The following is a 25,529-nucleotide window of genomic DNA, read 5'->3' as shown; positions in this document are numbered from 1 at the left end:
GACGCAAGATTTAACAATTATAATTAAGTATGATGGAAAGTATAAACTTAGAACAGTCTGTGGATGCGCCCGCTGAAGTCTATGAAAAACCTTCTATCCTTTATATCGATGACGAAGAGGATAACCTGGTTGTCTTCAGGTCCGCTTTTAGAAGGCATTATAAAGTACTTACAGCCATTTCCGGGGAAGAAGGCCTGGAGATCCTCAAGGAGAAGGACGTCAGCCTGGTGATTACCGACCAGCGCATGCCCCGCATGACGGGTGTGCAGTTTTTGCAGAGCCTGCCCGAAGACAAAGACATGATCCGCATGATCCTGACCGGCTACAGCGACATGGAATCTATTATAGAGGCGATCAACACAGGCAAAGTATACCGCTACATTGTAAAGCCCTGGGACAAAGAGGAACTGAAGATCACGATGGATAATGCCATTGAGGCGTTTCATCTGCGCCGCACCAACAAGCACCTGATCCAGGAGCTGAAGGAGGCGAACGAAGACCTGGAGCAGAAAGTGCAGGACCGCACCCTGGAAGTAAACCTGCAGAAAGAGCAAATAGAGAAACTGCTGCTTAACATTTTACCTGCAGAGGTAGCGCGGGAGCTCAAGGAAAAGGGTGTTGCCACGCCGCACTATTATGAAAGCGCCACCGTAATGTTTACCGACTTTGTGGGTTTTACCAGAATTGCGGAAGCGATGGACCCGCATCAACTCGTAGCTGAGCTGAATGATTTCTTCATAGCCTTTGATCTGATCGTGGAAAAGCATAACCTTGAAAAGATCAAAACGGTTGGCGATGCCTACATGTGTGCCGGCGGTATTCCGGTACCAAGTATGACACATGCTGTAGATGCCATTCTGGCTGCCAATGAGATTCAGGCGTACATGCAGGAAGCAAACGACAGGCGTACTGTATTGGGGTTGCCGCGCTGGGAACTGCGCATTGGCGTGCATACCGGGCCGGTGGTAGCAGGCGTTGTAGGCCAGAACAAGTTTGCGTATGATATCTGGGGCGACACGGTAAATATTGCCAGCCGGATGGAGTCTTGTGGTGAAGCAGGTAAAGTCAACATTTCAGATGCTACCTTCGACATGGTCAAGAACTGGTTCAGCTGTCTGTACCGGGGCAAAGTAGCAGCAAAAAACAAAGGCGACGTAGATATGTACTTCGTTGGCAACAGGCTGGAACAAGCTATATAGCCACAGCGCCGTTGCCCCAGGTAACGTTAGCCGTATTGATCAGAGCAGCGGGTATGCTGCTACAGGTAAATTGTATAAGTATAAACGCTTGATCTAACACCATGGCACCCATTCCGTTCCTAACGCTGCAACAGCATATGGTGCAAAAGCTCCGAAAAGGGCTGCCGCCTCAGCTGACCTACCATTGCCTTGATCATACCCTGGATGTGCTGAAGCAGGCGGAGATCATCGCCCTGGCCGAAGGCATTTCGTGTGCCGATGACATGCTCACGCTGAAGGTAGCAGCTTTATACCACGATGCAGGTTTTATAACCACCTACCAGAACCACGAAGCCTATGGTTGTGAACTCGCCCGGCAGGAGTTGCCGGGCTTTGGCTTTGGTCCGGAACAAATTGAAACGATATGCGGCCTGATCATGGCGACCAAAATACCCCAGAGCCCCCGCTCTCACCTGGAGCAAGCCATCTGTGATGCCGACTTGGACTACCTGGGGCGGAAAGATTTTACCAGAATCGCCCGCCAGCTTTTTCTGGAGTTGCACACGCTGCGCATGGTGGCTGATGAAGAAGAATGGGACGTGCGGCAGGTGCTCTTTCTGGAAAAGCACCAGTACTTCACTGCTTATTCGCGACAAAAGCGGGAAAAAAACAAACAGGCACACCTAGCTGCCTTACGCACTAAAGTAGGTCTAGCGCAGTAGGCAGGTGGGTGGCAACAAACCGGGCGTCCATCTGCCGCAGTCGTCGGCTTAATGTTTTAAGGATTCCTTTCAACACTTCCGCATTGTTGATCAGGATCTCATAGAAAGGCTCCTGTGCTAGTTTTAGCAGCAACGTGTCTTCCAGGGTAGTGGCGCTGGCCGAGCGGGGTTCCGTGTCCAATATCGATAGCTCTCCCAACAATTCATTCTCCTCGAGCACGGCAAATGTGTGCTCCTCATCATGAATTTTCACCTGGCCCTTAAAAATAATATACATAGAGTCTCCTACATCTCCTTTGGAGAATAGCTTTACCTGTGGGCCAAGGTGAATTTCCTCCAATACCCCGGCCAGTTCAATAAGTTCGGTTTCGGGAGTATCGCTGAATATACCTGATGACCGTAGCATCAGGACCTTTTCGATGAGCAGCATAACTTAGTTTTATGAGAGTACAGCTAAAACATGGGCCTTTGTTTCTTGAAAAACAGGGTCTTCGGGGAGCTGGTCAGCAGCTGTCAGTACCTGTTTCAGCGATGGAACACTCAAGGCAGGTATCAGGTAGCAGGCGATGGATTTAGTCCATGCAGCGCAGTGCATGTGTTCATTCTGGAGAATAGACGTGATCACTGTGGGTGCTTCTTTTTCGGACAGAGCAGGCACAGGCAGCTTTCTTTCCGTCATATCCAGCAAAAAGTCCAGCACCTGGTCGGTTTGTCTGAAATAACGTTTCGGGATAAGGTGTTCCAGAATTTCAATTGCATTCGCTATCCTCTCCGGGTTTCCGAGCTGCAACAACTTCCATACCCTATCTATACGCTTCCGGTCGTAGCAAAGGGCGTAGCCTTTCAGCAGCAGTTGCAGGTCCTGCTTTACCTCGCTTGCGAGCGCATCGGAGAGCAACTGCATGGAAGGAGTGCCCTGTAGTGTGCGAAAGGCTTCCATTTTATACCGGCAGCCAGTCAGCTTGTCCTGTAGCCAGTTCTTCACCAGTTGCTTATCAGCCGGGTGAAGGACGGCCTGCTTTAGCCAGAGTGCTTCTAGCAGCGCATCGGGTGCTGTCTGCTGCCGGGCCAACAGTTGCAGCAGATAGGCTGTAGAGTAGTCGCCCTTTACCTTGCCGGCAGCAAGCACCACCGCCTCCAGGGTAGCAGCAGATACTATTTCAGGCGCTAAAGCCTCAGAGGCAAATACGCCATCGCCAAACAGCACCAGCGATTTCTGAAGGGCATACCAGGCCTTGCATTCCATGGCCTTTTGCACCATCTGTTCTACCAGAGTGATCTCCCGCACTTTGCCTACTGTTTCGATCGCCCGCTTGCCAAGGTCCTCTGTACTGATTGCCAGCACATGTTCCAGCAGCGGCTGAAAGTTTCGGTAGGGTGCTTCGTTCAGAATGTCCAGCACCAAGTGTTTGTCCTGCAGGTCGCTGCTGTTAACCAGCCGGTCGAGTGTCTCTTGTACTACCTCGTGTGCGGCAGGATCGTTACGCAGCAACAGGCCCGTACAGGCGGCTTTGCAAGCGGAGTAGTTTAGCTTGGAAAGCGCCTCCTGCTCCGTAGCCTGTACCGAAGGTATAAAGTAGTAGTATACCTTCAGCAGTTCCGGCCGGAGCTCATCCTGGGGCTGCTCCTGTAACTGCCTGGTAACCAGCGGAAGCACATCTTTCATATTTTTCTGGATAACCCTGTAGAGCACATAGCGCCGGACAAGCGGAAAGTGACTGTATAACTGATCCAGTAACAGCCCTTCCAGGCGTTTGTACCCTGAACGCTCCAGCAGTTCCAGTGCCAGTATAATGTCTTTAGGGTGTTTGCTCTCTAGCTTTTGCAGAAGTAGTTCCCGCACCGGGGCATCGTTCAGAAAAAGCTCTGTGCCCGTAAACCAGCCTTTCCGAATGGCCAGCACCAGCGTCTGCAGGTATTCTTTTTTCACCAGGTAAATGGAGGCGATCCAGAGCAGGAGGAGCCCTACCAACACCTGTGCAATAAACGGAATGCTGATGCCCCCCCGAAGCTGATCGCACAGCAGCAGAAACAGGCCGGAACCCAGCAGGGCAAAGGGCAGCATATAACCTTTTGCCAGCAAGTGCCCTTTCAGGCGGATATGTGGCTCAAGCGGTTGAAAAAGCACAAAAAAAGCCGGCTCCTGCACAGCCGATTTCAGCACCTCCGACAGCAGCACCATCACCCCGAAAGTATACAATACCGTCGTGCTGCTCTCACCGGGCAACAGCAGCGCGCTGGCCGTAAGCAGCAGCACCAGCGGCGACAGAAGCAGTGCATTGCTCAGCCCCAGCTGGCTGATCACGCGGCTGCTGAACATAAGCTTAAAGAAAATAGCCAAGATACGGCCTACCGCAAAGAAAACGCCGATGAATACAGCCAGCTCCGGACTGTTGCGGAACCGCGACTTGATCTCGACCAGCAATGTATAATCGATCAGGGCGTAGGCGCTGAAAGCGAGTAGGGAAAACAAAGCAATGTAAAAGATTAGCCGGTTATGGAAAATGCGCATCAGGATAGAAGGATTCTCCGTTGCTGCATCCTCCTGGTGGTGTGGCTGGTGGCTTTTTAGTGTCGCATCAATGGCATGGTGCTGAAACCGCTGCAGAAACAGGTAAGCGCCAACAAAGGCAAGTATAGAGATCCAAAGCAAATTGGTTACGCCTATCAAAGGAGCCAGCAAAGGCACCAGGGCATAGCCCATCAGCTTGGCCGGTATGTCGCCCGAACCTACCACAGAGAAAATGCGCTTGCTTTCGCGCACGTTAAAAATAATGGCGGCCATTCCCCAGAAGGCATAGCCCACCAGCATATACACCACCATGTTCCAGGCAGATAACAGAAAAGGCAGCCACCGGTAAGGCAGGAAGGTAACGGCCGCCCAAGTAACCAGCAGTGAAATAGCTGAAAACAGGATGATTACCTGCAGCAGCCGGCGGGGAGAATAGGCATGCTCGAGCCTGGCATAGAACTGGTTCGCCAGTAGCAGCAGCACAGCCGATAACAGGTATACAATAGGAATATACTGCGCCTCAAAAGTGTGCAGAAAGAGCGTGAGCGTGCTGGTAAAGAGGAAAGCGGTGGCAATGCCCAGGAAGAACTGCACGAGGAACAGTTGGCGGACCACTTTGTACTCTGTGGGCTTAATATTCAGCAGCGCATAAATTCTATGTCGCATGAGTTGCCCTTCTCCGAATTGTAGACAGCAATGCACGTCAGAAACAAAACCGAAGTGGCAGCAGCGTTGCAACTCCGGCACAGCACTTCAGCCTGATTTCTGAAGATGCACCAGCAGCAGGTAAGCGCAAGTCAAAAAAAGCCTGCCCTATTTACAAGCTAAAGTACAAAATTAAAATGAGATGGTACAGCTACTTGCAAGATTGTGCAGAAATAGCTGAGAGACAAAAGAGCCGGGCAGCGGAGTATACGAAAGGCGCACTGTCCCGGATAGTAAGGTCTTAAATACAACAGGGAGAAGCATTATACTTGTAGTACAACTTCTCCTCCCTCGGGTATGCTGTTTTCTAAGAACTGCTGCCGGACTATACCAGTTTTTGTTCCAGCAGTAGGATAAATATGTGAATGACTTTTATGTGGATCTCCTGCACGCGGTCGGCATAGCCGGTGTGCGGCACGCGTACTTCTACATCGCAAAGCGAGGCCAGTTTGCCGCCATCTTTGCCCGTAAGGCCCACTACTTTCATGCCCCTGGCTTTGGCTGTTTCAGCAGCTTTCAGTACGTTGCCGGAATTGCCACTGGTGCTGATGGCCAGCAGCACATCGCCGGAGTTGCCAAGAGCCTCCAGATAGCGGGAAAATACGGCATCGTAGCCATAGTCGTTGCCCACGCAGCTCATGTGGCTGGCATCGGAAATGGCAATAGCCGGAATCGCTTTGCGGTTGTCGCGATAGCGACCAGTCAACTCCTCGGCAAAGTGCATGGCATCGCACATCGAGCCGCCGTTGCCACAGCTCAATATCTTGCCACCGGCTTTCACCGATGCTGCCATTAGATCGGCTGCACGCTCAATGGCAGCAATGTTTTCAGGGTCAGAGAGAAAGGCGTTCAGCACTTGCTGTGCATGTGTCAGTTCTGCCAGTATGGTTTGATTCATGTATGGTTTTTAAGCCGCCTCGGCCTCACTGGCTCTGGCTTGTTTGTGGCTGTTATTTCTAAAATCCTGCCTTTTTTCGTAAAGGTCCGCTTTTAACTCATTTATCTTTAGCTGCGCCTGGTGTTGCTCATACCGTATGCCAGCAATGTAGAGGCTACTCACCACCAGTTTGGCTACAAATATACCCGCACCTACACCCAGGAGCATCTTGTAAAATGCAAGCACCTGCGCCTCTGTGGAAACATTAAACATAAAATTTTCCTTCATTAAAGATGTCAGGAGAAGGATAGCTAGCACCACGTAGGCCAGCGTTACTACATTCAGAAATACGTTGAGAGCTCTCATGGGCAAACAGCAGGTCTAAATACAACATCATGATTTTTATAAAGCTAAAAAAAAGTATCACTTTTCAGAAGCCTCCCTTGTAAATTCATGTTGTAACCCACTATTTTACTTTAAATTATACTATTTAATCGTTATACCGTCAGCTGCATCTGTGTTAATCGGGCATACAGTCCGCTGTTTTGTACTAATTCTTCGTGGTTGCCGCGCTCCACAATGCGGCCCTGCTGCAGTACCAGAATCTCGTCGGCATGCTGAATGGTACTCAGCCGGTGCGCGATCACGATAGAAGTTCGGTGCTGCATGAGGTTGGTCAATGCCTCCTGCACCAGCTTCTCCGACTCGGTGTCCAGGGCTGACGTGGCTTCATCCAGAATAAGGATGGGCGGGTTCTTCAGGATGGCGCGGGCAATGCTCAGGCGCTGCCGCTGCCCTCCCGATAGCTTACCGCCCCGGTCGCCAATAACCGTCTGGTAACCCTCCGGCGCCTGTATGATGAACTCATGAGCATTGGCAATCTTTGCGGCTGCGATCACCTCTTCTTCCGTGGCATCGGTTTTATTAAAAGCGATGTTGTTGAAGATGGTGTCGTTAAAGAGGATAGACTCCTGCGTCACCACTCCGATCTTGTCCCGCAGCGATTCCATCGTATAATCTCTAATGTCGTGCCCGTCGATGAAGATGCCGCCGCTCGTTGGGTCGTAGAAGCGCGGAATCAGATCGGCCAGTGTAGATTTTCCGCCGCCGGACGGCCCCACCAGTGCCACTGTTTTGCCTTTCTGAATGTGGATGTTGATGTCCTGCAGCACCGGCTTGTCGCCATACCCAAAGCCTACCTGCCGAAACTCAATCTCCTGGGCAAAGGCAGGCAATACCTTGGCGTTTGGCTTGTCCTGTATCTGTGGCACCGTATCGATTACCTGCAGCACCCGCTCACCCGACACCAGCCCGCGCTGAATGTTGCTGAATGACGATGACATGGCTTTGGCCGGCACCAGCACCTGCGAGAACAGGATAATGTAAGTGATAAACTCGGCCGGTTGCAGCTCGGATTGATTGTTGAGCACCAAAGAACCGCCATAGTATAGCAGCCCTGCCACCACAGATACCCCCATAAACTCTGACAGTGGCGAGGCCAGGTCGCGCTTGTTGGCAATGGAGCGCTGAATGTGGGCGTAGCGGTCGTTCTGTTCGTTGAACTTGTCAAGTATAAACGGCTCGGCATTGAACGCTTTGATCACGCGCATGCCGCTGATCGTTTCGTCAATGATCGTCAGGATGAAGCTTAGCGAGTTCTGCCCCTGCTGGGCCTTGCGTTTCAGCTGCTTGGAAATACCCGAAATAATTCCGCCGGAAATAGGCAACAGGATCAGGGTGAACAGCGTCAGCTTGGCGGACATGGTAAAAAGGATGATAAAGAAGGAGATGATAGAGATCGGCTCCCGCACCACTACCGTTAGCGTGCTCACCACCGAGTTTTCCACTTCCTGAATATCCACTGTCAGGCGTGTCATCAGATCCCCTTTGCGCTCGTTGTTAAAGTAGCCCAGTTGCAGCTCCGTCACCCGTTTGTAAATACTGTGGCGCATGTTCTTCACCACATGCGCTCGCAGTGCCCCGATTACCCGGAAAGCCAGGTAGCGGAATAGGTTGGCCAGAAACACCGAAGCGATGATGATGCCGCATACAAACAGCAGCGCCCCCTGCTTGCCCTCGTGCAGAATCACCTGTCCGAAGTAGTAGTTGAAAAACTGCTTGATAAAGTCGATGGTAAGGCTGAATTCCGGTTTGGTAGCCACCATTTGAGCTGCCTCGGTGGTGCCCACCTCACCAAACAGTACGTTGAGCAGCGGAATGATCAACGTGAAGTTGAACAAGCCGAAAATGATGCCCAGAATAGTATAAAGCGAATACAGGGGCACAAACCGGCTGTAAGGTCTAGCGTATTGTAGTATGCGGAGGTACGTCTTCATGTAGTTATGTGTAGCTGCCAGTATCGCCTTTGGAGCAGATGCTTTGATTAGTTGTCAGCTCTGTGGCTCCACTCTTCGGCGCCACCATGTTTATTTTACAAGTTATACTTCAGCCAAGGAGCTACTGCCCCTCAGCCGCTGCAAAGATACTTATTTTGTAAGGGAATAAAGTAAGATGTGGTGTGATGCGCAGTTTTTCTATCAGACCAACTTGTTTATTGTGGCTTGTGCTAAGTCTTCCTTTATCCCTCTGGCTGATTTTGCTCGCTGCCGCTTCATACTTTATCTAATAAGCTATACTTGGTAGTTACTGCTTTATACTTTATTCAAGAGGCTATACTTGGTAGCCGTGGTTTACTACTTTATCTAGCAGGCTATCCTTGTTAGTTGCCGTTCCTCCTCAGTTTTATACTTGCCTTGTTACATCTTTGGCTTTGGTGCGCTCTGGCCCGCGAGGGCACGTCCACGGGCATCGCGCGGTGGCGTGAACCTGCTCCTCGCTCCGCTGCGGGCTGCCCTTACGGGCACCGCAACCCACCAAGGCGCTCAACCCAAGGACTGGAATCCTTCCGATAGCTACAGTTTATACTTATGCTCAAGTATAAACGAGTGTCCTAACGCGAATCTCCAGATTCGTGACTTGAGGTGAATAGAAAGCCTCTGAATTCACTGGGCCAACAGGACAAGACAGCAACTACGAAGCGAAGCTTATACTATAGCACGTATCCTTCAACTCGCTCCTACAACAGAACTCCCCTCCTTATACAAGCGAGAACGCGAGTTCGAAGCTTGCGAGCGCAGCTCTAAGGGGCAGGGATGGTTGGACCCGGAACTACAACGCTTATACTTTACCAAAAGCAACAGCAGAATTCCCCTCCTCGGAGGGGCTATGGGTGGGTTCAGGATGTATACTACTAGATTATAACTCTTTGGCAAGGAGGAGCACAACGCAAAACAGGCTATACCTGCTTTCACAAGTATAGGCTGTATGGTACAGAATCCTTAAATGCTAAAACTCGTTCAGCCGCTGCGGAATGTTCCAGCGGAAAGCGACTGAAGTATAGGCCGTGTTACTGTCCAGGGCATTGTCAGTGGCATCAGCACGGCGCAGCACCTGCTTGACATCGAGGAATACGTTGTGCCGGAGCATAAAGGAAGCGGTCAGATCCAGGTACAGCTGGTTGGTTTTGATACCCTGCCCGATCGTGTTGCCATACTCCTGCACGCGGTTATCATAAGAGAGCAGCACATTATTGCCATAGTTCAGGGTATCGGTGGCGGTCACTACATCCTGCCCGTAGCGGGTGGCAATAGCTTTGCCTGTAAGCCGTAGACGTGGCAGGGGCTGGTAGTGCACAATGCCGATCAGCTCAAATAAATTAGCCCCAATGGGGTGTGCCAGCGGTTGGTTATAGTGCTGGTAATTGGTAAACTGATCCAGGTGCTGGTAAGTATAGGGCCGGATCACATTCACTTCGCCCTGCAGGTCCAGGTTGCTCAAACCGAAAGCATCGATGTACTTCGCCCCAAACTGCGCGGCCTGCTTGTTGCCCCACCAGCCCTTGCTGGCTTTCACCTCTCTCAGCAGAAACTCGTCGAGCAGCAGTTGCCCGTACAGTTGCACACGGTTGTAAATGTTCCAGCGGAAATCGGCTCCCAGCATGGCATTGTCCTGGCTACCAAGCGCCTGCTCTATACTCCGGTAAAAGATAATGGGGTTGAGGTACTGCAGCTCAAATCGGCCTTTGCCCCGCGCAAAGATCACCTGCTCAAAAACGCCGATGTTCAGGTTGTCTGTTACGTCTACGCCCAGGCGGTGGAGCGCCATGTACTTCTTCGGAAACAGCACATCATTATTCTGGCGGTGGTAATCGGCTGTTAGCTCCTGAAAAAGGTTCATGTAATGAATGCGCCATACATGGGTGTTCAACTTCAGGAAGAAAGCCGGTGGCGCATAGTCCGAGTAAACGAGAGAGCGGTAGCCGTCGCCAATAAACTGGCGGTCGTGGCCGAGCTGTATCTCCACGTGCTTGCTCAAGGCATAGTTCACATAACCGCGGGCTGTAAAAAAATCATAGCCATCTTCCTTAAAGCGTTTCCAGAACCCCTCGTGCGGCACCACATTGTCGCGGCGGATGCGGGCCATCACATAGCCCGGAAAACGGGCCTGGTTTTCTCCAACAAAGGCATAAAAGCCAAACTTCTGATCAATGGTGCCCTCCAGTTGCGCGCCGCGCGTGTTTACGTAGCGCAACCCGTCCGTTTGGTTATCCACCCCCAGTTCCAAGCCCAGCACCGGATTCACCCGTAATGTAAAGTCCTCGTTCTCGAAATGATACAAGTCTGTCTGATTCTCATAGAAGCGGTTAAAAAGCGGGCGGGCGCTGCGGTTATTTTCCTGGGTAGTATAGTTCCAGTTATCGTTAAGCAGGTATTCGGTGTTGAACTGGTCTACGCCGCCGCGGGCATGGCGGGCGCTTACCTCAGCCAACTCCGCCACGTTCTGCCGGCCGTAAGGACGCACCGCCGTCTGCAGCTGTGGCACCTGGTCGCCATACTTGATCTGGTAGCGGTCTATCAGGTGGTACATGTCCCGGTCATATGGCACGTATACATCCTGCGCTTGGGCAGCAAAGTGGAGGGCCAGGCAAAGGCCTAAAGCGCATAGTAGAGGTCTGATAAAATGCATGGTCGTTGGGCAAAGTAAAACAGAAATGCGAAGGTACTCTTTTATGAAAGATTGTTTTGCTAAACAGGCTGATTTTGTGCCTGCTGCGAGCCTCTTTGTACCCCGGCCACCGGCCAGCAGTCTATTTGCCAAAATAATGTGGTGGCTATGGCACATGTACGGCAGGATGAGTATCTTTCGCCTGTTAACCTGAACGCTTTATGCACCGAACCAACCTCCATATCTTAACCGAAACGCCCTCGCTTGCCAATCATTTTATTGCGGAGCTGCGCGATGTGACCGTACAGGGCGATAGCATGCGCTTCCGGCGAAACCTGGAGCGGCTGGGCGAACTGCTGGCTTATGAGATCTCCAAAACCCTGCCCTATACCCAGCAAACTATTACGTCGCCGCTGGCCGAAACCAACACCATGCTGCTGACGGAGCAGCCGGTGCTCGCTACCATTCTGCGGGCAGGTCTGCCGCTGTACCAGGGCATGCTGCATTATTTTGACAAGGCTTACAGTACTTTTGTGGGTGCTTACCGCGTTGAAGAGGAAAACACGCAGCTGCAGATCAACATGGAATACCTGGCCTCTACCAACCTGCACGACAAGATCCTGATCCTGGCTGACCCGATGCTGGCTACCGGCCGCTCGCTTGTAAAAGCGTATGAAGGCATGCTGCGCCACGGCAAACCCAAGCAGGTGCACTTTGCCGCCGCCATTGCCTCGCCCGAAGGAATTGCGCTGGTACAGCGCGAAGTGCCCGAGGCCATGATCTGGCTGGGCGCTCTGGACGAGTGCCTGAACGAGCGCTCCTACATTGTGCCAGGCTTGGGTGATGCCGGCGACCTGGCCTTCGGGCCAAAAGTATAACCTGAACTTTTCCCAATACTCCCCTGTTACACCGCTGCCTGATCCTACGGCTCATTATTACATTTTACTCTAATAGATTATTGATAAATTCATACTAATAATTATAATGGACTGCGTATACTTCTTTATTAGGAGTATTTATTATATTGGAGTACAATTTTAATCCTTGAGACGTGTTGGTGGAGATTTTGAAATACCTTTCGGTATACCTGGTGAGTATGGTTAAGTTTCTAGGGGGCCCCTTGACAGGTGTATCGCTGGGCTTATCTTATGTAGAAACCGTTTTATTAACAATGGCAGGTATGATGACGAGCGTCATTATATTTTCTGTTATCGGCCGTGCCTTTTCCAAATGGGTATCGAAGCGGCGGCGGGCGCAATGTAAGCCTGTTTTCTGCAAGCAAAACCGCCGTATTGTGCTGCTCTGGAAGCGGTTCGGCGTGAAAGGCATCGCTTTTCTGACGCCTGTGATCTTCACGCCTATACTGGGCACTATAGTGGTAGCACTGTTTGGCGCTCCCCGCAAGCACATCTTCATTCACATGTTCTGGAGCTCCCTTTTCTGGAGCGCCACCCTGACGCTGCTCGTAACAGAGTTTGGCAAAGCAGCCGTACACCTGTTTTAGACAAGTATAAACGTTTAAATTGAGGGAAAAAGAAGCTTTTCCCTTTTTTGTTTCTCAGCAACAGCCGGAGCCGTTCGCTGGCCCCTAAAATACGGAGCCTCCTCTTGTGTCAGTACTTCTAATTTCTGCCATAGCAATCTTCTTTTTCCCTACGGCCACTACACACTTCTGCGAACGACAAACGCGAATGCTGCTGCTCTAAGATCTGTGGCTTTCCCGCTGCCGGCATACCCTCTTAATTCAATAAGCTAATAATCTGCTGGTTACTCCGTTTTATACTTGCAGCCCCAACAGGTAGCGCCCCGAAGCCGCAAAAATTAATTGAATAAGTTGGTTAACGATTTTAGATTGCCCGGCAAATTGCGTTAATTTCGCGACAGCAATAATAGCTGCTGAACATATTAGCACATAGCTATTTAACTGCGGCCGTCTAAACGGTAAGTAGAGCCTCTGTCAACGATTTAGCCAAGTATAGTTCCCTAGTTATGAGAAAACATTGCACGCTTCTCTTTTTACTACTGCTGCCGCTGCTGGTAATGGCACAGGAGGTAACCGTTCCTAAAAATGTCTATTTTGCTGACATCCACCTGAAACTTTCGGATGGAGCACAGCAGGAAATTCAGAAGAAGGTGGATGCCCTGCGCCATAACCCCACCTATTTTCAGATAAAGGTGCAACTGGCAGATGCCTACTTCCCGATCATCGAGCGCGTGTTTAAAGAAGAAGGTGTGCCGGATGATTTCAAGTACCTGGCCCTGCAGGAAAGTGGCCTGATCGGCGACGCGATCTCTACGTCTAATGCCGTGGGTTATTGGCAGTTTAAGAAAGAAGCTGCCGCTGACTTTAATTTACGGATGGATAATGTGGTGGACGAGCGCCGCCACATTGTAGAGGCGAGCCGCGGTGCAGCCCGTTACTTTAAGCGCAGCAACAACAACTACAACAACTGGTTTAATGCCCTGCTTTCCTATTACCTGGGCTATAACGGGGTAAAACCGTATACCTCCCCCTCCGACAATGGCGCCAAAAAGATGGAAATCACAGAGAAGTCGCACCCTTACGTGCTAACTTTCCTGGCGCATAAGATCGCCTACGACAATTTTGTGGGGAAGAATACGCCTGCCGTTTCGCTGCGTGAGTTGCGGGCCGCTCCTGGCCAGAGCCTGGCAGACATTGCGCTGGCAACCAAAACAGATTATTCGGAGCTGGAGCGCTATAATAAATGGCTGTTGGGCAACAGCATCCCCTCCGATAAAGACTATTATGTGATGATACCGGTACGCAACGGCAGCAGCGACGGCTTACTGGCATCGAACAATACCACACCTACGAGCCGCCAGACCAGCACGGCAACAGCCACTGCAATGGTTAAGCGCAACGGGTTGAACGCCCTGATTGCCCGCCCTGGCGATACCAAAGACAAGCTTGCACTGCAGGCCGGCCTTTCAACGCGCCGCTTCCTGAAGTATAACGACCTGCACAGCTTCGACAACATACAGGAAGGAGCTGCCTACTACACCGAACCGAAGAAATCCGCTGCCGACACAGAGTTTCACGTGGTGCAGCCCGGGGAAGACATGCAGCAGATTGCGCAACACTATGGCATAAAGCTGAACTACCTGCGCTTTAAAAACCGCATGAGCCGCAACGAGGTGCCTGTACCGGGACGTGTGCTGTGGCTGCAAAAGCGCCGCCCCGCTGTTACGCCAGTAGAAATACGTGACCTGAACAAGCAACAGGTAGCCGCTGCACCTGCCAGCAGCACGCGCGAGCCCCTTGCCACTGCCACAGCAAAGACGCGCAGTACCGTTGCAAGCAAAACAGATAATGCTAAGCCGAAGGAAAATATCTTTACCAGGTTCATTAACAGCCTGAAGGGAAATAAGAAGAAGCCGAAAGCTGAAGTGGCAGAAGTGAAGCCGGCAGTTGTCGAGCAGCGTGTTCCTGTTACGCCGGCACCTGTTCCGGTAAAAGCAACAGCCTCTAAACCAACGCCGGCACCAGCAGTAGAAAAGGAAGTAGCAGTGGAAGAAGATGCAGCACTGCAGCCAGATACTTCCGCTATGGGAGTTTTTGAAGTGCCGGTGGCGGAGCGCAATACCCCGGCTTTATATCCGGGCGCTGCCAAAGCGGTACCTGACACAGCTACGCTGCCGCAATCGGAGGGCTTGGCGGTTGATACTGTTAACTGGCCAACAAAGACGACAGCTACCGTGACAGACCCACTTTTGGAGGAAGAAGCTCCAGCAACAGAATCAGTTTTTAAAGAGCCGGCAACACCAGTAGCCGCTGCACCAGCCAAACCGAAAGCAGGACCAACCAAAACACCGGCTGCCGCAAAACCTGCTCCGACTGCTGTAGCTCCGGCGCCAAAAGCAGAACCAGCCAAACAAGCTGCCCGCCATACAGTGAAACAAGGCGAAACGCTCTACAGTATTTCCAGAATGTATGCCGTGACCATCAACGACATCAACCGTTGGAACAACCTGGGCGAGGAACCCCTGAAGATTGGGCAGGAACTCCTGATTGCCGAACCGCTAACCACACCGGTGCAAGAGGAGACAGTAAAGACACGTACTGCTCCCGACAAGTCCGGCAACGGCACCCATACCGTAACTGCCGGCGAGACGCTTTATCAGATTTCGAAAAAATATACAGTATCAATCGATGAACTGCGCCGCTGGAATAACTTGTCTGATAACAACCTACACCCGGGTCAGGAATTGCAGGTAGAGGCTCCTACTGCCACTGCCGCACCAGCCAAAGCCACAGAAACTGTCCCTGCCAGTAACACCAACAGCAGCGGTAGTGCTTACCACACCGTAGTGGCCGGCGAAAGCATGTATCAGATCTCCCGTCAGTATGGCGTCACGATCAAAGACATCATGCAGTGGAATAACAAGAGCGACTTTTCGGTAAGTATTGGTGAAAAGCTGTTGATCAAGAAGAAGTAACGTTTCTCAACAAGTATAAACACCAAGGCCGGCGCTATCTAGTGCCGGCCTTGGTGTTTATACAAGCTTCTAATTCATTACATCAGGGCGACGCTTCTTTGGCAGGACCGGTAAGGCTGGAGGCTGCTCGCAGGCCAGTAGCAATTTCAGGCAAAATGCCCAGGCGGCGGTAAATGGGCACCACCATCTCGCGCAAGCGGCTGAGCTGGGTAGCAAATGGGATAATGAGCAGGATCAGTAAGACACCGCAGCCCAGGAATGTATAGCCTACACCGATTCTGTCGGCGAGTGCGCCGGCCAGCAAACTGCCGAAAGGCGCCATGCCCAGCGAAGCCATCGAGTAAAAACTCATCACGCGACCCCGCTTATCTTCCTCCACAATGGTTTGCAGGATCGTATTGCAGGAAGCCAGCTGCACGATCATCCCAAACCCCGTAAACAACATACACACCAGCGAGAGCCATAGCACCTTTGTAAAGGAAAAAGCAATCAGCCCTAAGCCAAACAGCACAGCTGCTCCTATAATCACCTTGCCCAGCCCTACAGCTGATTTCCGGGGGGCCAGGTATAAGGCGCCAGCCAGTGCCCCAATGCCGGAGGCGCCCATCAGGAAGCCCAACGTGTTGGCATTACCGCCCAGCACATCGCGCGCAAAAGCAGGCATCAGCACACTAAAGGGCATACCGATGAGACTGGTGCCGGCTACTACCAGAATAATAGCCCGGATAGGAGGAAACCGGAACGTATACCGGAAGCCTTCCTGCAGCTGTTGCCATACTTTGCGCTTATGCTTTGAAGGTACAAAAGGCTTGGTATGCATCAGCAGCAATGAGCCGATCACCGCCAGGTAACTCAGCGCATTGATCAGAAAACAAGCCCCCTCGCCCACTGCCGCAATGATTACCCCTGCAATGGAAGGTCCCACCAGGCGCGCCACGTTAAATAACGACGAATTCAGGGCAATGGCATTGCTCAGGTCCTCCCGGTCCTCCACCAGCTCAATTACGAAAGCTTGCCGGGTAGCAGTATCGAAGGCATTAACGATGCCCAGGAAGGTGCTCAGGGTTAGAATATGCCAGATCGTAACGGTATCGGTGAGCACCAGCGCCGCTACCACGCTGGCCTGCAGCATAAAGAGCGTCTGCGTGATGACCAGTATCCGGTGCCGGTCAAAACGGTCGGAGATCACTCCTGCAAAAGGGCCCAGCACAAAAGAGGGGGCCAGGCTGCAGAAGCTCACCATCCCCAGCAAAAAAACAGAATCAGTGAGGCGGTACACCAGCCAACTCATGGCGATGCGCTCCATCCAGGTACCGATCAGCGATACGCCCTGTCCTATAAAAAATAACCGGTAGTTCTTGTGGCTCAATGCCCTGAACATACCGCTTAACCTGTTTGTCGATGTTTCCGCTTGCTCCATACCGTAATGCTATGTGGCCTTGTTGCTTGGCTGCCACTGCTTCTTGTGTACGTACGGGCACACAGCACGCGTTATACTTTCAAGCAGCTTGCTAACGGTCCTGCCCTTTAAGCCGACGATCAAATTGGAGCAGCCCATCATTTTCGCCAAAGTCCTTGCTCCACTTATTAACGCTACCTCTCTGACTCTCAGAAAAGTAGTATGGCGAGAAGGCACAATAGCGGGAGAGAAAAGAAACCTATGACCGGAAGGCCGGTATAACTAACTTAAATCTGAAGTAAAAATGAATACGAATATAAATGAATTTCTGGACCGGGTTTATTACCATAATACGGTCCGGGACTATCTGCTTGTTTTAGGATGTGTCTTTATCGCTTTACTGCTGATCAAGCTGTTTAAGCGGGTTATTTTAACCCGGCTTACCAAGTGGACAGAGCATACCAGTACCACCTTTGACAACCACCTGGTGAGCAGCTTTGAGCGCTTCGGCATCCCGATCATCAACATCTGCATCGTGTATGCCGGCCTGGATTACCTCAACCTGAGCGCCCGGGCAAATCAGATCCTCAACATTGCCACCACTGTCGCTATCACCATTCTGGTGATCCGGTTTGTGACCTCTACGTTGGTGCTGGTCATCAACTCCTATTTCCGTAAGAAGCACAACATTGTGAGCGCTGCCAGCGAGATGGGGGCTGTAAGCCTGATCATCAACTTTGTGATCTGGTTTATTGGCCTTGGCTTTTTGTTTGATAACCTGGGCTATGATTTAACCGCCATTATTGCTGGCCTGGGCGTGGGTGGTATTGCCGTGGCCCTTGCGGCTCAGAACATTCTCGGAGACCTGTTCAACTACTTTGTTATTTTCCTGGACAGGCCCTTTGAACTGGGCGATTTCCTGGTGGTCGGTGACGAAAATGGGGTTGTAGAGCACATTGGCGTGAAAACAACGCGCCTCCGCACCTTATCAGGCGAGCAGCTGGTGTTCTCGAACAGCGATTTAACTTCCTCGCGCATACACAATTTTAAAACCATGCAGCAGCGCCGGATCGTGTTCAAGATCAGCGTTACCTACCAAACGCCTTATGAGCAACTCGAGCAGATACCCGATATCATCCGATCCATTATCGATGCACAACATCCCGTACGTTCTGACCGGATTCACTTTAAAGCTTACGGCGATTCCAGCCTGGATTACGAGATTGTATACTATGTACTCGACCCCGACTACACCAAGTATATGGACATTCAGCAGGCCATCAACCTGGGTATTTATAAAGAGTTCTCCAACCGAGGTATCGAGATCGCTTACCCAACCCGTACGCTGTATATGGTAAACCAGCAGCAGGATGGGCAGGAGATGGAGCAGTTACAACAACCTCAGCGCAGTAGATATTGAAGCAGCTAACAGGAGGTATAAATACGAAAGCAGCGGAGACTTTTTCCGCTGCTTTTTTGTTGTAAGAACAGCTGTTTATACTTGGGCAGCCGCCCGAATTTCCGTACTTTTAACCTCCCAAGAATGACCCGCAAGTATAGCTTTATACTTATACAGCTTCATTCAGAATTCAAGATATTTAATCCCTAACTCCCCGAAATGCCTGTTTTTTCGCATTTACACACGCATACGCAGTACTCGCTGCTCGACGGCCAGGCCAGCATTGCCGCGCTGATGAAAAAGGCGCAGGCCGATGGCATGCCTGCCGTGGCCATGACCGACCACGGCAACATGTTCGCCGCCTTTAACTTTGTGGCCGAGGCCAACAAGTATAACGTGAAGCCGATCGTGGGCTGCGAGTTTTACCTGGTGAAGGACCGCCACCTGAAAACCTTCAGCAAAGAGGTGAAGGACGTGCGCCACCACCAGCTGCTGCTGGCCAAAGACCAGGAGGGCTACCAGAACCTGGCCAAGCTGTGCTCGCTCTCTTACATCGAAGGCATCTACAGCAAATGGCCGCGCATCGACAAAGAGCTGCTGCAGAAGTATAGCAAGGGCTTGATCGCCACCAGCTGCTGCATCGGTGCTGAGCTGCCGCAAACCATCCTTTGGAAAGGGGAAGAAGCGGCTGAGGAAAACCTAAAATGGTGGCTCGATCTGTTCGGCGAGGACTACTATATCGAGCTGCAGCGCCACGGCCTGCAGAACATCGACGGCACCGGCAAAAGCCAGGAAGACGTGAACCAGGTGCTGCTCAAGTTCGCCCAGAAGTATAACATCAAGGTCATCTGCACCAACGACTCGCACTACGTGGACCAGGACGACTGGAACGCGCACGATATTCTGCTGTGCGTGAACACCGGCGAGGACCAGAGCACGCCCGTAGGCGACTTTGCCACCAAGTATTACCGCTTTCTGTCGGATGACCAGAAGGTGATCTACGACACGGTGGACAACGTGCGCAACAGCCATGGCCACCATTCCAGCGTGCGCCAGATGCTCAACCGCATCGACGAGGCCGGTCCGAAAACGCGCTTCGGTTTCCCTAACGACCAGTTCTATTTTAAGACGCAGGCCGAGATGAACCAGCTGTTCAAGGACGTGCCGCACGCCGTGGACAACACCAACGAGATCATCGACAAGATCACGCCGCCCAAGCTCAAGCGCGACATCCTGCTGCCCAACTTCCCGATTCCGCCAGAGCATGCCAACGCCGACGCCTTTTTGCGCCATCTGACCTTTGCTGGTGCCGCCAAGCGCTACACCAAGGTGACGCCGGAGATCGAAGAGCGCCTGGACTATGAGCTGCGCATCATCGAGACGATGGGCTTTGCCGGCTACTTCCTCATCGTGCAGGACTTCATCAACAAGGGCCGCGACATCGGTGTGGCCGTGGGGCCGGGCCGTGGCTCGGCCGCGGGCTCGGCGGTGGCCTACTGCATCGGCATCACCAACATCGACCCGATCAAGTATAACCTGCTCTTCGAGCGCTTCCTCAACCCGGAGCGTGTGTCAATGCCCGATATTGATATTGACTTTGACGACGTGAACCGCCAGCGCGTGATTGACTACGTGGTGGAGAAGTATGGCAAAACGCAGGTAGCGCAGATTATTACCTTCGGTACTATGGCGGCCAAATCGTCGATTAAGGACGTAGCCCGCTCTACCTCCTTGCCGCTGGCCGAGGCGAACGAACTGGCCAAGATGGTGCCCGACACACCGGGAACGACGCTGGCGAAAGCCTTTATCGAGAACCTGGAGCTGGCCGCCATCCGCGAAGGAAACGATGCGCGTGCTGCGGTGCTGAAGCTGGCAGAGAAGCTGGAAGGCTCGGTGCGTAACACCGGCATCCACGCCGCCGGTGTGATCATTGCCCCCGACGATATTACGAATTATATACCGGTTTCGACTTCCAAAGACTCGGACCTGCTCGTGACGCAGTTCGACGGCAAGGTGATCGAGAGCGCGGGCATGCTGAAGATGGACTTTCTGGGCCTGAAAACCCTCACTATCATCAAAGACGCCATCGAGCTCATCAAGAAAAACCACGGCGTAAAAATTGATATCGACGAAATTCCGATTGATGACGAAAAAACCTACCAGCTCTACCAGCGCGGCGACACCATCGGCACGTTCCAGTTCGAGTCGGAAGGCATGCGCATGTACCTCAAGGACCTGCAGCCAACCAACATTGAAGACCTGATTGCGATGAACGCCTTGTACCGCCCGGGCCCAATGCAGTTCATCCCGAACTTCATTAACCGCAAGCATGGCCGCGAGGAGGTAGAATACCCGCACGAGCTGCTGAAGCCGATCCTGGAATACTCCTACGGCATTATGGTGTACCAGGAGCAGATCATGCAGACGGCCCAGATCCTGGCCGGCTACTCGCTGGGCGGTGCCGACTTGCTGCGCCGCGCCATGGGTAAGAAGGACATGAAGAAGATGGCCGAGGAGCGCGAGAAGTTCATCAAAGGAGCCGCCGAGAAGCACAGCATTCCAGCCAAGAAAGCTTCTGAGGTGTTCGACGTAATGGAGAAGTTCGCCCAGTACGGCTTTAACCGCTCCCACTCCGCCGCGTACTCCGTAGTAGCCTACCAGACCGGTTACCTGAAGGCCCACTACCCGGCCGAGTACATGGCCGCCGTGCTCACCAACAACATGAACGACATCAAAAAGGTGACGTTCTTTATCGAGGAGGCGCGCAAGCAGGGCGTGGAGGTGCTGGGGCCGGACGTGAACGAATCCTTGCTCAAGTTCAACGTGAACGAAAAAGGCCAGATCCGCTTCGGCTTGGCAGCCATCAAAGGCACCGGCGAATCGGCGGTGGACGCCATCATATCTGAGAGAGAGGAGAAAGGGCTCTACCAGGATATTTTTGACTTTGCCAAGCGCGTGAATTTGCGGGCCGTGAACAAGAAGACGTTTGAAAGTATGGCCCTGGCCGGCGCCTTCGACTCGTGGGAGCTGTACCACCGCGCCCAACTGATGGAAACGGCGGAGGGCGAAAGTATGAGTTTGCTGGAGAAGGCGGTGCGCTACGGCAACAACTATCAGGCAGAGCAGCAGGCGGCCCAGCAGTCGCTGTTTGGCGGCAGTGCCGCGGTGGCCGCGCCGATGCCCAAAATTCCGGAGGTGCAGCCCTGGACGCAGGCCGAAATGCTGCGACACGAGAAAGACGTGGTAGGCTTTTATATGTCGGGCCACCCGCTCGACCAGTTCAAGCTGGAGATTGACTCCTACTGCACCTGTTCTTTAGACCGCATTGAGGAGTATAAAAACCGTGACGTGAACGTGGCGGGCATGGTGTCGGAGGTGGTGCTGCGCACGGCCAAGAACGGCAACCCCTTTGCGCTGTTCTCCATCGAAGACTACGATTCCACGATGCAGATGGCGCTTTTTGGGGAGGACTACGTGAAGTTCTCGCCTTACCTGAAGCAGGGTTTATACTTGTTTATCCGGGGCAAGGTGCAGCTACGCTATAAGACAGAGGACCAGTGGGAACTGAAACCCTCCAACATCCAGCTACTCGGCGATGTGCTGGATAAGATGGCGCAGGGCGTGCAGCTCAACATCAACCTGCAGCACTTTAACCAAAACCTGGCCGAGGCCCTAGAAACAGCTATTGTAGAGAGCGCCGGCCAGAAACGCCTGGAGATTACGCTGCACGTGCCCGATGAGAAAATAGCCGTGCCGATGTACTCCCGCAAGTACCGCATCGACCCGAAGGTGTTCCTATCTTCTGTAAAGGGCATGGGTCTGGGTGAGTGTAAGCTGATTTAGCGGATTTGAAAATGTGAGAATTTAAAAGTTTAAAGATGTGGAGGTTTGAAGATGCTGCCACATTTGTGAAAAAAGCAAAAGAGGTGTGCCACCACAATAGCATACCTCTTTTGCTTTCTTAGCTATATATCGATTTGTAGTTATAAAATTCTGCTATTCGATTATATTGCTGCCTTTGCTTATAGCGTTTCTGCGCCTGCCTGTGCCACCGCATGGTCGTTTTCTACAGTACTTCCCGACACGCCGATAGCACCTATGATATCTCCGCTTCCATTTTTCAAAGGAATTCCTCCAGGGAAAGTGATCAGTCCTCCATTAGAAACTTCGATGTTAAACAGAGATCCCCCTGGCTGCGATGCCTTTCCTAAATCACCTGTGTTCATATCAAAAAAACGCGCTGTTCTCGCTTTTTTAATGGCTATATCCACTGAACCCAGCCAAGCGCCATCCATCCTGGCAAAAGCAACTAAATTGGCCCCGGTATCCACAACAGCTATATTCATTTTAACGTCCATCTGCTCTGATTTCCTTATAGCTGCTTTGATAATAGCTTGAGCTTGTTCTAAAGTAATATTCATCGTTCTGATTTATAGTTTACCAACGCTATTTACCGTGTATTACCTAACTTTAGCCGGTGCCAATAAGCTATACCTAAACAGGCAACATGCTTTGAAAATCGGCTACATCCAGCTTATCCTTAGATAAAGATAGATTTTACGCAGTCATACTTCATCAACGCTTTTGCTATGCTTTAGTTATCGGCAAGACTCCTTAACTTTAAAAGCAAAGACAAGGTTATAGAAGTTAAAGTAGTCAATTGAAAGCAGCAGATGCTTATGAAGCATCTGAACCGGACTTTTCTCCTACATTTCTGCCGGCACCTATACCAGAGAACCCGGCATGCTTGCTGCAGATAGAGTTACAACCTACACATAGTTTCTATGCCTTCTTTTACCCCAACACCTACTCCCCATTACTTTTTCGTTCCTATACTTGCATCTGAAACTTTTATCTGCAACATTTGTTTATACAAATAATATGCACCTCGCGGTTGATTCTGCCGTAAGTATAAAGTGTATAGAAACAAAAAGAGTTGGGCGGTTATCCGACAGCTTGTCAGGTGACCAGAGTTTGGGCAAATTTTTGCAAAACCTGTACTTGTTACTATATTTAAACGACGTATTTAACACAACAAAATAATAACGTTATGGCTAACAAAGCAATAGAAATCACAGACGCTAATTTTGATGAGATCATCAATTCAGATAAACCCGTGTTGGTAGACTTTTGGGCAGAATGGTGCGGCCCTTGCCGCATGGTAGGCCCAATCGTAGAAGAACTGGCTGGCGAATATGAAGGCAAAGTGGTAATTGGCAAAGTAGACGTAGATGCCAACCCGCAGACCTCTGCCAAGTTCGGCATCCGCAGCATCCCAACGCTACTGGTATTTAAAGGTGGCCAGGTAGTAGACAAGCAAGTAGGCGCCGTGCCTAAGAACGTGCTGTCGCAGAAACTGGAAGCACAGATGGCGTAAGCACATCAGTATAAAAATAAAAACGGCCTCTCCTGCACTAGCGGGAGAGGCCGTTTACTTTATAACCCCTGCTTAACCGTCTTTTTTAATAATACTGATATCGCCGCTACGCTCCAAGTAAGCTGCTTTGATGTGCCTGGGATCTGCCGTATTCCCCGAACTGCGCATCGCCTCTTCCAGATCATGTTCAGTTACGCTGTTCTGCCGCATGTTCTCCCGCTGCAATTCTCCGTCTTTCACCAGCAACTTTGGGCTTCCTTTTAGCAGATTGCCGATGCCGGAATGGCTATGATAAGCCAGGGCTGCCAACCCTTTATGCAGCAGCACCAGCGTAAACGCGGCGGCAACAGAAGGGAAAAAAGGAGCGCTCCCGTTGATGGCCCGGCTTAGAATAGAACCATAGATAATGCCGAGGATAATATCAAAAGCAGTATTCTTACCGAAGATGCGGTGATTACCGATTCGGATAATAAGCAAGGCCGCAAAAAAGATCCCCACTGCCCGAAGCGACATCTGCCACCAGGTGAGCGTCTCATCATGAATGCCAAAAGCTATATCAATAAAATGTTGCATAACTTTTTTGAAACGGCTCTTTAGAGGGAAAGTTATACTTGTTTAAACCCCAGGCGCTATCGTGCAAACAAGCATGCGCCGGCTTTCTTCCTCCGCAAAGTAGCTGCCATTACGCGTTAAATCTGCTGCCAGGTGCTTGAGTTCTGCTATTGGCTGCAGCACATGCCAGAACTTAAGCGTCCGAAAAATGGTAGTATAGGTAGGTGGCAGCCTTTGTGCCATCTTTAACCTGATACAACTATGCTAAAGTATATTACCCTGGGCGCCCTTCTTGCGTTGGGAGCACCTGTTGCGTGCATGGCGCAGGCAAACAACAGCCCTGCTACTTCATCCACCCAAGAAACAAACAAGCACCTGACAGAAGAACAGAAAGTGCAGCAGCTGATTTCATATGTGCGCCACATGCAGGGAGCCACCTTCATCCGCAATGGAAGCGAGTACAACTGTGAGCGCGCAGCCGACCACCTGCAATCTAAATGGGAGAAACATAAAGAGGAGGTGAAAGACGCCAACGGCTTTATTGATGAGCTGGCTTCCAAGTCCGGTATGTCGGGCAAGCCCTACCAGATTCGTTTTGCCGATGGCAAGACTGTGAACAGCGGGGTGGTGCTACACCAGGAACTTGCGCGCATTGAAGCGCAATAAAAAACGGAGGAGGTGTTGGTTACGTAGTTTAAACATTAAATAACACGTAAACTTAAAATACCAATATTATGCTACAACTCTTAGATGAAACAAAAGGAGACTTAGCGGCTTTCCGTATTTCCGGCCAGGTCGATAAGCACGATTATGACATAATGCTTCCGGTACTGGAAGAGAAAATAAAGCAGTACGGCAAAATAAAGGTATATGCCGAACTGCAGGAGGTAGACGAATATTCGGCAAAAGCCCTCTGGAAAGACGTGAAGTTTGATGTGAAACACGCCACAGACTTCAGCAAAGCCGCCATTGTGGGCGACCAGAAATGGCTCAACTTACTTTCATCTGCCGCTAGTCCTTTTACCAGTGCAGAAGTAAAGCACTTTGATACATCGGAGCGCGCGCAGGCCCTTGCCTGGGTTAATGATTAATTTACCTGGCAGATAGAAGCTAAACTCTTCCGTCCTGACCACCACATCATGCGGCAGTAACCTCACTGCTAAAGGGAGCGGCCCCTGAAGATAAAACTTCAGGGGCCGCTCCCTTTTATTGTTTGCCAGATCAGCGCCGAAGACGCTTCTTCATATTTGCCTACGTAGGTGGTAGATTCTAAAATGTATACTTTAACTCTAAGCACAAGGGCAACGGAATCATGTTCTTTGGTAAATAAAATGAAGCCGCTACAG

At 51.3% G+C, this 25,529-nt stretch carries 20 protein-coding genes; 10 read left to right on the top strand and 10 right to left on the bottom strand.

Annotation, left to right across the window (positions count from 1 at the left end; genetic code table 11):
- The first annotated feature begins 29 nt into the window (after positions 1 to 29).
- Positions 30 to 1,199, top strand: a complete 1,170-nt coding sequence (locus ABDW72_RS07170; protein WP_347157824.1) for an adenylate/guanylate cyclase domain-containing protein — start codon at positions 30 to 32, stop codon at positions 1,197 to 1,199.
- A gap of 101 nt (positions 1,200 to 1,300) precedes the next feature.
- The gene (locus tag ABDW72_RS07165) at positions 1,301 to 1,900 is read left to right on the top strand and encodes an HD domain-containing protein (protein ID WP_347157823.1); all 600 of its coding nucleotides are present in this window, start codon (positions 1,301 to 1,303) and stop codon (positions 1,898 to 1,900) included.
- Here ABDW72_RS07165 and ABDW72_RS07160 read toward each other — a convergent pair.
- The 6 genes from ABDW72_RS07160 to ABDW72_RS07135 form a co-directional block, all read right to left on the bottom strand.
- Complete coding sequence (locus ABDW72_RS07160; RefSeq protein ID WP_347157822.1) at positions 1,878 to 2,330, bottom strand: Crp/Fnr family transcriptional regulator; 453 nt, start codon at positions 2,328 to 2,330, stop codon at positions 1,878 to 1,880. The genes ABDW72_RS07165 and ABDW72_RS07160 overlap by 23 nt on opposite strands.
- Before the next feature lie 9 nt (positions 2,331 to 2,339).
- The gene (locus ABDW72_RS07155) at positions 2,340 to 5,078 is read right to left on the bottom strand and encodes an NTP/NDP exchange transporter (protein WP_347157821.1); all 2,739 of its coding nucleotides are present in this window, start codon (positions 5,076 to 5,078) and stop codon (positions 2,340 to 2,342) included.
- A gap of 364 nt (positions 5,079 to 5,442) precedes the next feature.
- The gene (gene lpcA, locus ABDW72_RS07150; protein WP_347157820.1) at positions 5,443 to 6,015 is read right to left on the bottom strand and encodes a D-sedoheptulose 7-phosphate isomerase; all 573 of its coding nucleotides are present in this window, start codon (positions 6,013 to 6,015) and stop codon (positions 5,443 to 5,445) included.
- A gap of 9 nt (positions 6,016 to 6,024) precedes the next feature.
- Positions 6,025 to 6,360 (bottom strand): hypothetical protein, encoded by a 336-nt coding sequence (locus tag ABDW72_RS07145; RefSeq protein ID WP_347157819.1) that lies wholly within the window; start codon positions 6,358 to 6,360, stop codon positions 6,025 to 6,027.
- Between the two features lie 131 nt (positions 6,361 to 6,491).
- Positions 6,492 to 8,330 (bottom strand): ABC transporter ATP-binding protein, encoded by a 1,839-nt coding sequence (locus ABDW72_RS07140; protein ID WP_347157818.1) that lies wholly within the window; start codon positions 8,328 to 8,330, stop codon positions 6,492 to 6,494.
- 1,009 nt (positions 8,331 to 9,339) lie between these two features.
- Positions 9,340 to 11,019, bottom strand: a complete 1,680-nt coding sequence (locus ABDW72_RS07135; RefSeq protein WP_347157817.1) for a hypothetical protein — start codon at positions 11,017 to 11,019, stop codon at positions 9,340 to 9,342.
- A 200-nt stretch (positions 11,020 to 11,219) separates the two neighbouring features.
- Between ABDW72_RS07135 and upp the strand changes: the two genes are divergently transcribed.
- The 3 genes from upp to ABDW72_RS07120 all read left to right on the top strand — a co-directional run bounded on the left by upp (position 11,220) and on the right by ABDW72_RS07120 (position 15,456).
- Entirely contained in the window at positions 11,220 to 11,876 is a 657-nt protein-coding gene (upp, locus tag ABDW72_RS07130; RefSeq protein WP_347157816.1) for a uracil phosphoribosyltransferase, read from the top strand.
- Between the two features lie 218 nt (positions 11,877 to 12,094).
- Positions 12,095 to 12,502, top strand: a complete 408-nt coding sequence (locus tag ABDW72_RS07125; RefSeq protein WP_347157815.1) for a hypothetical protein — start codon at positions 12,095 to 12,097, stop codon at positions 12,500 to 12,502.
- Positions 12,503 to 12,987: 485 nt separating this feature from the next.
- Complete coding sequence (locus tag ABDW72_RS07120) at positions 12,988 to 15,456, top strand: LysM peptidoglycan-binding domain-containing protein (RefSeq protein ID WP_347157814.1); 2,469 nt, start codon at positions 12,988 to 12,990, stop codon at positions 15,454 to 15,456.
- Positions 15,457 to 15,538: 82 nt separating this feature from the next.
- Here ABDW72_RS07120 and ABDW72_RS07115 read toward each other — a convergent pair whose 3' ends face one another.
- Positions 15,539 to 16,876: an MFS transporter gene (locus tag ABDW72_RS07115; protein ID WP_347157813.1), complete on the bottom strand. Its 1,338-nt coding sequence runs from the start codon at positions 16,874 to 16,876 to the stop codon at positions 15,539 to 15,541.
- Positions 16,877 to 17,159: 283 nt separating this feature from the next.
- Between ABDW72_RS07115 and ABDW72_RS07110 the strand changes: the two genes are divergently transcribed.
- A complete protein-coding gene (locus tag ABDW72_RS07110; protein WP_347157812.1) occupies positions 17,160 to 18,275 on the top strand; it encodes a mechanosensitive ion channel family protein in 1,116 nt (371 codons plus the stop codon).
- Between the two features lie 198 nt (positions 18,276 to 18,473).
- A complete protein-coding gene (gene dnaE / locus ABDW72_RS07105; protein ID WP_347157810.1) occupies positions 18,474 to 22,097 on the top strand; it encodes a DNA polymerase III subunit alpha in 3,624 nt (1,207 codons plus the stop codon).
- Positions 22,098 to 22,276: 179 nt separating this feature from the next.
- Here dnaE and ABDW72_RS07100 read toward each other — a convergent pair whose 3' ends face one another.
- A complete protein-coding gene (locus ABDW72_RS07100; protein WP_347157809.1) occupies positions 22,277 to 22,675 on the bottom strand; it encodes a GlcG/HbpS family heme-binding protein in 399 nt (132 codons plus the stop codon).
- Positions 22,676 to 23,304: 629 nt separating this feature from the next.
- Here ABDW72_RS07100 and trxA point away from each other — a divergent pair.
- Positions 23,305 to 23,631: a thioredoxin gene (trxA, locus tag ABDW72_RS07095; RefSeq protein WP_242923051.1), complete on the top strand. Its 327-nt coding sequence runs from the start codon at positions 23,305 to 23,307 to the stop codon at positions 23,629 to 23,631.
- 72 nt (positions 23,632 to 23,703) lie between these two features.
- Here the strand turns inward: trxA and ABDW72_RS07090 are convergent, their stop codons facing one another.
- Both ABDW72_RS07090 and ABDW72_RS07085 read right to left on the bottom strand, forming a co-directional pair.
- A complete protein-coding gene (locus ABDW72_RS07090) occupies positions 23,704 to 24,204 on the bottom strand; it encodes a DUF421 domain-containing protein (protein WP_347157807.1) in 501 nt (166 codons plus the stop codon).
- Between the two features lie 42 nt (positions 24,205 to 24,246).
- On the bottom strand, positions 24,247 to 24,426 hold the full coding sequence (locus tag ABDW72_RS07085; protein WP_347157806.1) for a hypothetical protein: 180 nt from the start codon (positions 24,424 to 24,426) through the stop codon (positions 24,247 to 24,249).
- Positions 24,427 to 24,444: 18 nt separating this feature from the next.
- Between ABDW72_RS07085 and ABDW72_RS07080 the strand changes: the two genes are divergently transcribed.
- Both ABDW72_RS07080 and ABDW72_RS07075 read left to right on the top strand, forming a co-directional pair.
- A complete protein-coding gene (locus tag ABDW72_RS07080) occupies positions 24,445 to 24,849 on the top strand; it encodes a DUF5329 family protein (RefSeq protein WP_347157805.1) in 405 nt (134 codons plus the stop codon).
- A gap of 68 nt (positions 24,850 to 24,917) precedes the next feature.
- Positions 24,918 to 25,274: a SpoIIAA family protein gene (locus ABDW72_RS07075; protein WP_347157804.1), complete on the top strand. Its 357-nt coding sequence runs from the start codon at positions 24,918 to 24,920 to the stop codon at positions 25,272 to 25,274.
- The last annotated feature ends 255 nt before the right edge of the window (positions 25,275 to 25,529 follow it).

The sequence above is a fragment of the Pontibacter chitinilyticus genome, assembly GCF_039748935.1.
GTDB lineage: Bacteria > Bacteroidota > Bacteroidia > Cytophagales > Hymenobacteraceae > Pontibacter > Pontibacter chitinilyticus.
Note: the sequence above shows the minus strand (reverse complement) of the source record. Positions and strands in the feature narration are given on the sequence as shown.

Bases quoted from the DNA above. Each gene is read 5' to 3' on its own strand.
- ABDW72_RS07170 (WP_347157824.1), top strand. From the start codon at position 30: ATGATGGAAAGTATAAACTTAGAACAGTCTGTGGATGCGCCCGCTGAA.
- ABDW72_RS07165 (WP_347157823.1), top strand. From the start codon at position 1,301: ATGGCACCCATTCCGTTCCTAACGCTGCAACAGCATATGGTGCAAAAG.
- ABDW72_RS07160 (WP_347157822.1), bottom strand. From the start codon at position 2,330: ATGCTGCTCATCGAAAAGGTCCTGATGCTACGGTCATCAGGTATATTC.
- ABDW72_RS07155 (WP_347157821.1), bottom strand. From the start codon at position 5,078: ATGCGACATAGAATTTATGCGCTGCTGAATATTAAGCCCACAGAGTAC.
- lpcA (WP_347157820.1), bottom strand. From the start codon at position 6,015: ATGAATCAAACCATACTGGCAGAACTGACACATGCACAGCAAGTGCTG.
- ABDW72_RS07145 (WP_347157819.1), bottom strand. From the start codon at position 6,360: ATGAGAGCTCTCAACGTATTTCTGAATGTAGTAACGCTGGCCTACGTG.
- ABDW72_RS07140 (WP_347157818.1), bottom strand. From the start codon at position 8,330: ATGAAGACGTACCTCCGCATACTACAATACGCTAGACCTTACAGCCGG.
- ABDW72_RS07135 (WP_347157817.1), bottom strand. From the start codon at position 11,019: ATGCATTTTATCAGACCTCTACTATGCGCTTTAGGCCTTTGCCTGGCC.
- upp (WP_347157816.1), top strand. From the start codon at position 11,220: ATGCACCGAACCAACCTCCATATCTTAACCGAAACGCCCTCGCTTGCC.
- ABDW72_RS07125 (WP_347157815.1), top strand. From the start codon at position 12,095: ATGGTTAAGTTTCTAGGGGGCCCCTTGACAGGTGTATCGCTGGGCTTA.
- ABDW72_RS07120 (WP_347157814.1), top strand. From the start codon at position 12,988: ATGAGAAAACATTGCACGCTTCTCTTTTTACTACTGCTGCCGCTGCTG.
- ABDW72_RS07115 (WP_347157813.1), bottom strand. From the start codon at position 16,876: ATGGAGCAAGCGGAAACATCGACAAACAGGTTAAGCGGTATGTTCAGG.
- ABDW72_RS07110 (WP_347157812.1), top strand. From the start codon at position 17,160: ATGAATACGAATATAAATGAATTTCTGGACCGGGTTTATTACCATAAT.
- dnaE (WP_347157810.1), top strand. From the start codon at position 18,474: ATGCCTGTTTTTTCGCATTTACACACGCATACGCAGTACTCGCTGCTC.
- ABDW72_RS07100 (WP_347157809.1), bottom strand. From the start codon at position 22,675: ATGAATATTACTTTAGAACAAGCTCAAGCTATTATCAAAGCAGCTATA.
- trxA (WP_242923051.1), top strand. From the start codon at position 23,305: ATGGCTAACAAAGCAATAGAAATCACAGACGCTAATTTTGATGAGATC.
- ABDW72_RS07090 (WP_347157807.1), bottom strand. From the start codon at position 24,204: ATGCAACATTTTATTGATATAGCTTTTGGCATTCATGATGAGACGCTC.
- ABDW72_RS07085 (WP_347157806.1), bottom strand. From the start codon at position 24,426: ATGGCACAAAGGCTGCCACCTACCTATACTACCATTTTTCGGACGCTT.
- ABDW72_RS07080 (WP_347157805.1), top strand. From the start codon at position 24,445: ATGCTAAAGTATATTACCCTGGGCGCCCTTCTTGCGTTGGGAGCACCT.
- ABDW72_RS07075 (WP_347157804.1), top strand. From the start codon at position 24,918: ATGCTACAACTCTTAGATGAAACAAAAGGAGACTTAGCGGCTTTCCGT.